Annotated in this window: 5 protein-coding genes; 3 read left to right on the top strand and 2 right to left on the bottom strand. The window is 49.2% G+C overall.

The window, feature by feature from the left end:
• Positions 1-166 precede the first annotated feature (166 nt).
• Complete coding sequence (locus ACMP1L_RS07875; protein WP_418452574.1) at positions 167-1,030, bottom strand: hypothetical protein; 864 nt, start codon at positions 1,028-1,030, stop codon at positions 167-169.
• Positions 1,031-1,195: 165 nt separating this feature from the next.
• On the opposite strand from ACMP1L_RS07875, the gene ACMP1L_RS07870 reads away from it, so the two are divergent.
• Positions 1,196-2,575, top strand: coding sequence for an MATE family efflux transporter (locus ACMP1L_RS07870; RefSeq protein ID WP_418452573.1), 1,380 nt, complete (start codon positions 1,196-1,198; stop codon positions 2,573-2,575).
• Between the two features lie 34 nt (positions 2,576-2,609).
• Here ACMP1L_RS07870 and ACMP1L_RS07865 read toward each other — a convergent pair whose 3' ends face one another.
• Positions 2,610-4,028 carry a polysaccharide deacetylase family protein gene (locus ACMP1L_RS07865; RefSeq protein ID WP_418452572.1) on the bottom strand — a complete coding sequence of 473 codons (1,419 nt, stop codon included), beginning with the start codon at positions 4,026-4,028 and terminating at the stop codon, positions 2,610-2,612.
• Positions 4,029-4,153: 125 nt separating this feature from the next.
• On the opposite strand from ACMP1L_RS07865, the gene ACMP1L_RS07860 reads away from it, so the two are divergent.
• Both ACMP1L_RS07860 and ACMP1L_RS07855 read left to right on the top strand, forming a co-directional pair.
• Positions 4,154-5,542 carry a D-alanyl-D-alanine carboxypeptidase family protein gene (locus ACMP1L_RS07860; RefSeq protein ID WP_418452571.1) on the top strand — a complete coding sequence of 463 codons (1,389 nt, stop codon included), beginning with the start codon at positions 4,154-4,156 and terminating at the stop codon, positions 5,540-5,542.
• Between the two features lie 82 nt (positions 5,543-5,624).
• Positions 5,625-6,617 (top strand): ABC transporter substrate-binding protein, encoded by a 993-nt coding sequence (locus tag ACMP1L_RS07855; RefSeq protein ID WP_178275741.1) that lies wholly within the window; start codon positions 5,625-5,627, stop codon positions 6,615-6,617.

The raw sequence follows: 6,617 nt of genomic DNA, 5'->3' as shown, positions 1-6,617 counted from the left end.
GCGCCAGACCGGAGAGCATTGTCTGAGCGTGCAGAGCACGCGAGTTTTGCTCGCAGGTCTGGCAATAGGCGGCGGAGCGAATGAAGTACAAAATTTCACAGCATCTGCTTATTCTGTATGGTCTGACCGAACCTTCGGACTCTATTGATTATTCATTATATTGCAATTAGAATCCGCTGTTGATGATTTTCCAGTCATCGGACTTGGATTTTCTTGCTATGCTGATGTAGCGGAATGGGTTGCCGTCGCGGCGGTCGAGATTGGTCAGAACCCGGTAGATAATGATGTTGCCGGGACCGTAATCATCTTCGATACCGCTGTTATGGTACTGTGGATCTGAAGAATCTGCGGGGTAAATCTGGTCGACACCCTCAAAGGAGGTAACCTCCTCGGTAAAGTAATATTGTGCCAGTGCTTCTGTGGCGTCAAGTTCCTCCTGGGTAAGAGCTTCCAGATAAGAAGAGTCGGAGGTACTCGTCTCATTTGTGCTCATGCTGTTTCCGGAAATCTGTCCGGCAAATTCGGATGGAATCATGGAAAGGGCATTGCGGTCTGACTCGGAAAGACTGTAATAAAAATTCAGCCATTTCAAGGTGTCAGAAGAAATTTCTTTTTTCTTTTTGCAGACACCCTGGAATTCTACCGTGTCATCGGCCAGAAACAGTTCATAGGTACCAGAGGCTTCATCAGTCATAACAGCAGCAGCACCGTCAGCAAGAATGCAGTAGGCAGCTCCCTGGCAGTCAAAATTTGCTTCTTCATTTTTCTGTGGCCGGGTATTCTGAGAAGCTGTCACAGAATGGATGGTGCCGTTTGTGTGATCGGGAATGCTGAAAACAGTCCGACCTGTATCGTAGTAATAAATGTTATTGATCAGGACGATATTGGCAGGCTCTTCGTCTGTCTGCATATGGGCAGTCTGCGCGCCGGACGTAATGCTGGCCTCTTTTTCAGAGATGCCGCATCCGGTGACGGTGGCTGCAGCGGCCGTCAGAAACAGAAGAGCCAGATATTTTCGGTATTTTTGCATAATAATTCTCCAAACTTAATCGTTCTGTCATTATAGCAAGTACGGGACAAAAAAGCTTTAAGATATTTTTAATTTTAGATTACTTCTTGGATACAGGGATGGGAATTGACGAAAAATAGAAAATACGTTATCATGAAAGGACAGTAATGGGGAGGTTTTTGCAGCATGACAAAAGAAAAATCAAAGGGGAATCAGATCACGGAGGGCATCATCTGGCAGCAGCTGCTGTTCTTTTTCTTTCCGATCCTGTTTGGGACTTTTTTCCAGCAGCTTTATAATGCGGCAGATGCCATGATCGTGGGACGGTTTGTGGGAAAGGAAGCCTTGTCGGCGGTGGGAGGCTCCACCAGTATGCTGACGCAGCTGATCGTAGGCTTTTTCGTAGGCCTGTCATCCGGTGCATCAGTGATCGTTTCCCAGTATTATGGGGCAAAACGGCCGGAAATGGTGGGATATGCGGTTCATACAGCATTGATGTTCAGTATCCTTTCCGGAATTGTGCTCATGTTTGTGGGAATCGGTCTGGCACCGTTTCTGTTGGAGTCTATGGGAACGCCGGAAGATGTGCTGGGGCTTTCGGTAGTATATCTGAGAATTTACTTTGCCGGTATCATTGCCAATCTGGTTTATAATGTGGGGGCAGCCATTCTGCGTGCAGTAGGAGATTCCAAACGACCGCTGTATTTTTTGGCGGCAAGCTGTATGGTCAACATTGCTCTGGACATCGTGCTGGTCGTATTTTTCCGTCTGGGAGTTGTGGGAGCGGCCATTGCCACGATCCTGTCCCAGCTTTTCAGTGCATTTCTGGTAGTAGTCTGTCTGATCCGCACAAGGGATATGCACCGGCTTGTGTTAAGGGAACTCCGCCTGGATGGGCGGATGCTGAAGCGCATCATCCGCATAGGCCTTCCGGCGGGCATGCAGTCTGTGATGTATGGCCTTTCCAATGTCATTATCCAGTCGGGCATCAATTCGCTTGGAACCAATACGGTGGCGGCGTGGGCGGCATACAGTAAGCTGGATTCCATGTTTTGGATGATGATCAATGCCTTTGGCATATCGATTACGACCTTTGTAGGACAGAATTACGGTGCAGGAAAGATGGATCGGGTGCACCGTGGTGTGCGGACCTGCATGGTCATGACGGTACTTGCATCTCTTGGCATGTCATTTTTCATCTACCGATATGGTGTGTATGGGTATGAGCTGTTTACCACAGATCAGGATGTTATTTCTATAGGCATTGCCATGATGCGTTATCTGGCGCCCCTGTATGTGGAGTATGTGGCTATCGAGATTCTGTCAGGTTCCCTGCGTGGTGTGGGAGACTGCTGGTGTCCTATGATCATCAGCCTGCTGGGAGTTTGTGTTCTGCGGGTTGGATGGATTCTGATCGCTGTGCCGTTAAAGCGTGATATTTATACGATCATGTTCAGCTATCCGCTGACCTGGGTTACCACAACAGTACTGTTTGTGATTTACTATCTGTTCTTTGGAAAGCTGAAAAGAGAGAGAGCAGGCATAAGAAAAGCTGCTGGTGCGTAAGTTCACCAGCAGCTTTTGAAGTTTGGAGTGTTTTTTACATATCTGGAACCGGGGTCGGCCTGGATTTGTCGAAGATGTCTTCGGCGTGGAACAGATCCTCCAGCTTGCGGGATCGCCCTTCTGACTCTGCGGTCATATCTTTCCACATTCGGTAGCCATCAAGATTTCTTCGTCCCTGGCGCAGGTAATCATCGCCGAGCTGTATCCAGTACTGGCTGGAATCGACATTGCAGAAGTAGCGGAAGCCTGCGTTGTAAAGATAGCGGAAGCGCTCATTTTCCATGGTGTATGGATGCCAGTCGCCTATATCTGCCCCAAATGGGAAGAGGATGATGTCGGTGGGACCAATCAGAGATTCGACTTCGGATTCCCATTTGTCGGTGTCAGACTGGAAACGCTCCCATTCTACAGTACCGAGATCCAGGTGTCCCCAGCTGTGGGAGGCAAGCTCCCAGCCATGCTCCCGCAGACATTGGGCAACTTCTGCAGCTGCCTGGCGGTCCTGCTCATAAGTTTCAGAACCGGCATAGGAAGAGGATGTACGGTAGCCGAGAATGCCTTCATAGCCGGTAAAGGCCAATACTGCGCGTGCACCTTTGTAGGAAAAATCAGGATGTTGTTCGCAGAATTTTTCAAGGATCGGAACCAGGTCGTAGTCTCCTGTAGTGACGGTGCCGTCATCAAGGACCATCTGGCAGGTTGGCTTTCCGTCTTCACCGATAACAATACGGTCTGCGAAGCCGTCTCCGCTCATGTATGGGTAGTAGCAAAGGTCATCTTGGGACATAACAAACGGGATTTTGCCAGGCGGCAGCATGATGTCTCCTGCCTTCATGACAGTATTGCCGTTTTCATCTGTGGTTTCGTATGCCATATCATGAAGCTTTACGAGAACATATCCTTTTTCGTATAAGGTTTCCAGAATTTTATTAAATTCGTCGATGGTGGTCATGACCTGATTGTAGCCGTTCTCATCCCGGTCACCGTCGAATGATTTGGATGGATCTGCAATCAGCGTGTGAAAAAACACGTGGGTGATTTTGCTGATGGGGGTGCGAACCAGAGTTGTTTTTGTGGTTTCGTATCCGGCAATGGCAGAAACGACCTCCGGATCAGTAGCAAATTCTTCGGAACCTTTTAACAGTTCGATAGCGGCATCATAGTCATAACCGGAAGCCAGCAGATAGGCCTGGTGGAGCAGCTCTGCAGCCGGGGTCTCCGGCATTACGAATCCGTCCCCCTCAGTGGGGGCTTCGCTATTGTCTGGCTCCGTGGAGATGACAATGCCGCTGGTGCTGCCGGGTTCATGGTTTTGATGTTGTTTTTTTAGAAAAAAAAGACCGGTTCCAAGCACGCCGATCAGTACAATGCAGGCGGAAGCCGCCAGAAAGCGCGGCAACCTGGAACGGCGGTGACTGCGCCTGTAAGACTTGCCGGAATAATATAGATTCATATGGTAAACCCCTTTATATTTATGTAAATTTCTTCCTGCTTCCATCATAGCATAGAACTGGAAAAATAGCCATAGATTGCAGTGAAAGAGATTGCTGCTTGCGCAGTGATGAGGGGGGAAAAACTGTGAGAAAATTTGTGAAGCAGGCAGTAATGCCTGTGTGCGTCAGTTTGCTGGTAGATCTGACTGTTTCATCTGCCTGGGCAGGACAAAAAAACCGGGGATACATCACGGTGCAGGAAAGCTGCTGCCAGACGATGGAAAGCCGGACGAAACAGAAAATACGATATGAGACATCGGAAAGCCGAACAGAGCAGAAAATACGATATGAGACAGCGGAAAACCGGGCAGAGCAGAAAATGCGGTATCAGACAGCGGAAAGCCGGACAGAGCAGAAGAATCCGGAAGGCAGCCAGACGTTACAGATTCAGGCGCCCGGCGCGGTCTTGATGGAGGCTTCTACAGGACAGATCATTTACGAAAAGAATGCGGATGAGCGGAGAAGTCCGGCCAGCATTACCAAGATTATGACGCTGATTCTGATCTTTGATGCCATCGATGCAGGAAAAATACGGCTGGATGATGAGGTGGTGACCAGTGCTCACGCAAAATCCATGGGTGGTTCCCAGGTGTTTCTGGAGGAGGGGGAAATTCAGACGGTAGAAACACTGATCAAGTGCATTGTCATTGCTTCAGGCAACGATGCATCTGTAGCTATGGCGGAATACATATCGGGTTCGGAGGCTGCCTTTGTTCAGAGTATGAATGAGCGGGCAAAGGGACTTGGAATGACAGGCACGCACTTTGTAGACTGCTGTGGTCTGACGGAGTCGCCGGAACATCTTACTACGGCCCGGGATATTGCTGTCATGTCGCGGGAGCTGATTACGAAATATCCTCAGATTCATAATTATTCCACTATATGGATGGAGAATATTACTCATGTGACGAAGCAGGGGAGCAGGGAATTTGGGCTTTCCAATACGAACAGACTTTTGAAAATGGCAACGAACTATCGTGTGACCGGCTTAAAAACCGGTTCTACATCCATGGCAAAATACTGTCTGTCCGCTACTGCGGAGAAGGATGGCGTGCGGCTGATCGCAGTGATCATGGCGGCACCGGATTACAAGGCACGCTTCGCGGATGCCCAGATATTGTTAAATTATGGATATGCAAATTGCAGGCTCTATGAGGACCAGGAGATGCCAATGCTCCAGGCTATGGAAGTGAGGGATGGCGTGGAATCTTCAGTGCAGCTTCAGTATGCGGGAGGCTTCTCTTATCTGGGTCTTGGTGGGGAAGATTTTTCTTCGATAGAAAAAAAGCTTCTGCTGCCGGAAGCGCTGCAGGCTCCGGTTACAAAAGGTGAGAAAGCCGGAGTGCTGCGTTATGAACTGGATGGAAAGGCACTGGGCGAAGTGGATATTCTGACTGCGGGTGATGTAGAGCAGGCTGGATTTTCGGACTATCTGCAGGCTGTTTTTCGCGTCTGGAGTCTCAGGTCTGAGTAAAATAACCCGAAAACGGAAACGTGAGATGGCGGCTGTCATACAATGTAGGTATTAAGAACAGTTTCGGGAGGATTTGAAAAGTATGAAAAAAGCAATGCGGGTTCTGCTGGCAGGCTTTCTTGCGTGTGCAGCGCTGTGCGGCTGTGGGAAGGAAACATCCGGCCGGACACCGGTAACGCTGTATGAGGTGGCACATTCGATTTTTTACGCACCGCAGTATGCTGCCATCGAATTGGGATATTTTCAGGAAGAAGGGATCGATCTGACTCTGGTAAACGGGGCAGGGGCAGATAAGGTCATGACAGCCATGCTGGCAGGAGATGCGGATATCGGCTTTATGGGATCGGAAGCCAGCATCTATACCTACGCCCAGGGAGCGGAGGATTATGCAGTCAATTTTGCGCAGCTGACCCAACGGGCCGGAAACTTTCTGGTTGCACGTCAGCCGGATCCGGATTTTACCTGGCAGAAATTAAAGGGCAGCCGGGTGTTGGGCGGACGTGCAGGCGGTATGCCGCAGATGGTCTTTGAGTATATCTTAAAAAAGAACGGAATTGATCCCAAAACAGACCTGACTATGGATCAGAGTATTCAGTTTGGCCTGACAGCAGCAGCCTTTACCAGTGACCAGTCGGATTATACGGTGGAATTTGAGCCATTTGCTACAGGACTGGAATTGGAAGGAAACGGATATGTAGTCGCATCTCTGGGAACGGATTCCGGCTACGTGCCGTATACAGCTTACTGTGCGAAGAAAAGCTATCTTGCCATGCATCCGGATCTCATCCAGAGGTTTACAAGCGCGCTCCAGAAAGGAATGGATTATGTGAATTCCCACACAGCGGAAGAAATCGCAAAGACCATCCAGCCGCAGTTTTCAGATACTCCGCTGGAAAATATCACAAAAATTGTGAAACGGTATCAGGATCAGGATACCTGGAAGGAGAATCTGATCTTTGAGAGGTCCAGTTTCGAATTGCTGGAAAATATTCTGGAGGAAGCGGGAGAGCTGCAGACGCGTGTGCCGTATGAGAATCTGGTAACAACGGAATTCGCAGAGCAGGCAGTAAAATAG

The sequence above is a fragment of the Ventrimonas sp. genome (assembly GCF_048380235.1).
Classification (GTDB): domain Bacteria; phylum Bacillota; class Clostridia; order Lachnospirales; family Lachnospiraceae; genus Brotaphodocola.
This window is presented reverse-complemented; position numbering and strand designations above follow the sequence as displayed.